Source organism: Allobosea sp. 05T422_2 (genome assembly GCF_056396265.1).
This window is the reverse complement of the sequence record NZ_JBFTLD010000442.1, coordinates 1-2,785: the sequence shown is the minus strand read 5'-3', so window position 1 is coordinate 2,785 and position 2,785 is coordinate 1. Positions and strand designations below refer to the sequence as shown.

Here is a 2,785-nt window from a genome sequence, read left to right as displayed (position 1 = left end):
CTCATGATTCCCTCCCCTTGAGCTTCGGTCGAAGAGCGAATGCCCGCCTCACGGCGGGCATTTTGCATTTCAGGGCTGCTTTCACTTGAGCCGGAATCCGGCTGCGAACTCGTCCGAGCCGTGAAAGCCCGAGCTCAACCCCTCCTTGTTATCGGGGGCGACCTCGCCGCCACGAAATCCTGATTGGGGCAAGCTTTCCAATGGGGCGAACGAAGCGGGAGGATGCCAGGCTCGAAGGCCCCCAAGCACGACATCAGCCACGCGGAGGCGAACGAGATCGCATCCGCGCAGTTTGCTATCGATTGCGAGATTGAACATCGCCAAATCGCGGATCCGGCCGTCATGCTGGAGCCGGGTGCGGGTGGCCCAAATGTGTCTCGGCTTCAGAGGCGGCCTGGGTCCAATAATGCGACCGGTGTTCCAAACCTGCCGCTGCCGTTGGCTTTGAGTTTCGACATGCATGGCAATTCCCCTTGGGGCGCCGCATCCGCAACTATCCTACCAATGATGTGGCTGCGCTGCTTCGAGCCATTCCGTTATGCGCGACTAGCTGCGTACGAGAAGCGCCAGGTTGAGATCCAGCCGCAAAGCGGACGTTCCGCTGGGCGGGCTTCACTGTTGATGCCGGAGCGCGGCAGCCGTGGATGTTCTGGCTGCAGCAACGTAAAAGGCGCCCAGCTACAGAAGAGCGTTGGCCGTRCTCGCGCAGGCTYAGGGCTTCCGACCGATAGAAATCGAGGAACTACCATGAGTGAACGCAGCCAGCTTTGGAGGGCGCCTCTACAGGGCGGCGGCCGCTGGCAATACGAAGGCAATGTTGAGATCGCTCACGGTGCCTGGGTTGGCAAAAGCCCGGATGGCCAAAGGCGGAGTGGTGTCACCGTTCGCGGGGTTATGGCTTCCGGAGGGGGCAATTCAAAGGTTGTTATGCAGATCGGCACCGATGACTTCCTGAATCTGTTCCGAGCTATGTGCGCCGAAGACCGAGAGGCAACGATCATCGCCTTTTCCCAGGCGATTAAAGAGTGCATCAGCCCCGGAGAGGCAGAAGCTTAACCGCTTCGTCCCGGGCTAAGGCGCCCGCTTAGGCGTAGAAACAGTCCAAAGGCAGCGCCTCGCCGCTTGGCGAACTCTGATTTCCACACGTCTCGGTCGTTCGGCGTCAGAAGCGCCGAGTTCCGGCCCGCGCCATTTGCAGACATTGGCGAGTTGCCCAGAAGCACACGTACGAGTGCGCTGGCCGGAGTTCTGACCGAAGCCGTKAGTAAGCGGCGTACAGCGGTTACGTGCCGATGACGCGCACTCATGCTGGAACCGACCAACCCGATCGAGGCGCAACAATTCCGCTACGCCGTGACAATACCTGCTGGAGGCTTGAGTCGCACGCGCCTTATGAGAACGACTCCATTGACATGATTAAATATCATGTCAATGGAGTCAGATGCCTGACTTCCCATCCCTGAACGGTCTGCGCAGCTTCGAGGCGACGGCGCGTCTCGGCAGTATGACACGCGCGGCATCGGAACTCGGCGTCACGCAAAGCGCCGTCAGCCGCGCCTTGTCCTTGCTGCAGGCGGAACTTGGCTTTCCGCTGTTCCTGCGCACCAAGCCGTCAATCCAGCTGACGTCGAGCGGCGAAGCGATCTTCGTCGAGTTGCGCCACTCATTCGATCGGATGCGGACGCTGCTCGCGCGCCTTCGCCAAGATCAGAACGCATACGGATTGACCATCAACGTGCTGCCGACCTTCGCGCTGCGCTTCCTGATTCCGCGCCTGCCGGCATTCAAGGCGCAGCATCCGGACATGCAGGTCGACATCGTCGTCGGTGAGCAGGCGATCGATTTCGCCCTCGACGCCGTTGATGTCGGCATCCGCTATGGAAATGGCGACTGGCCGGGCGTCAAAACCTATCGGATACTGGACGAAGAACTGGTGATTGTCTGCGCGCCGCGGCTGCTCGAGGGCCGCACGGCGATCGATCCCGGGGCGCTTCGGCCCGAACAGCTCATTCGCCACACTACCCGGATCGAGGCCTGGCCTGAATGGTTCGAGAACCTTCATCTGCCGACGCCGACGCCCGCTGGCCTCGGCTTCGAGCATTTCTTCATGGTGATCGAGGCGGCCGTGGTCGGCATCGGCTTTGCCCTGCTGCCGCGGTTCCTGATTCGGCGGGAGTTGGAGAACGGCGACCTCGTTATCGCGTCACCCCATATCCTGCGCCGCGAGCAAGGCTACTTCTTCATGTGCAGCCCGCTGCGCCGGTCCGAACCGAAAATCCTCGCCTTCCGGCGCTGGCTTCAGGGCGAGCTGTCAGCCCTAACGGCAGAAGGGCGTCCTCTTGAAATGTGAAAAATTCTCATGATAGTCATGTCCGCCGCCTGGATCTGTCCGACAATCAGACCGGCGCGCCGGGGTCGCCGCATGCCATCAACCAAAGTCCGCGCGCCATGACGTCGTCGCCCGCGCATATCGCGTTCATCACCTCGCCGCTGGAGAGCGAGCATGTCGAGCGCATGCGCGCGGCGGCACCCGCCGGCGTCGACATCATCTTCGCGCCCGATCTGCTGCCAATGACGCGCTATGTCGGCGATCACAAGGGACGCGACAGCTTCCGGCGTACCGGGGCGCAGGAGCGCCGCTGGCGTGAGGCGCTCGGACGCGCGACGATCCTCTGGGATTTTCCAACCGGCGCGGAGGATGAGCGAGGCCTTGCGCTCGCGCCGAACGTGCGCTGGGTGCAGACGACCAGCTCGGGGGTGGGACAGCAAGTCCATAGCTTCGGGC

3 protein-coding genes and 1 pseudogene are annotated in these 2,785 nt (G+C 62.0%); 3 read left to right on the top strand and 1 reads right to left on the bottom strand.

Annotated elements, in window-relative coordinates; all coding sequences use genetic code 11:
• Window positions 1-240: 240 nt before the first annotated feature.
• Window positions 241-462, bottom strand: a pseudogene (locus AC1DJT_RS35785) (integrase); the annotation flags it as partial.
• Window positions 463-747: 285 nt separating this feature from the next.
• Between AC1DJT_RS35785 and AC1DJT_RS35780 the strand changes: the two are divergent.
• The 3 genes from AC1DJT_RS35780 to AC1DJT_RS35770 form a co-directional block, all read left to right on the top strand.
• Complete coding sequence (locus AC1DJT_RS35780) at window positions 748-1,056, top strand: hypothetical protein (protein WP_476771119.1); 309 nt, start codon at window positions 748-750, stop codon at window positions 1,054-1,056.
• A 385-nt stretch (window positions 1,057-1,441) separates the two neighbouring features.
• On the top strand, window positions 1,442-2,350 hold the full coding sequence (locus AC1DJT_RS35775) for a LysR substrate-binding domain-containing protein (RefSeq protein ID WP_476835964.1): 909 nt from the start codon (window positions 1,442-1,444) through the stop codon (window positions 2,348-2,350).
• A gap of 98 nt (window positions 2,351-2,448) precedes the next feature.
• Window positions 2,449-2,785 (top strand): hypothetical protein (locus AC1DJT_RS35770; RefSeq protein ID WP_476835963.1); only part of this gene is annotated, 337 nt, incomplete at its 3' end.

Bases quoted from the DNA above. Each gene is read 5' to 3' on its own strand.
- AC1DJT_RS35780 (WP_476771119.1), top strand. From the start codon at position 748: ATGAGTGAACGCAGCCAGCTTTGGAGGGCGCCTCTACAGGGCGGCGGC.
- AC1DJT_RS35775 (WP_476835964.1), top strand. From the start codon at position 1,442: ATGCCTGACTTCCCATCCCTGAACGGTCTGCGCAGCTTCGAGGCGACG.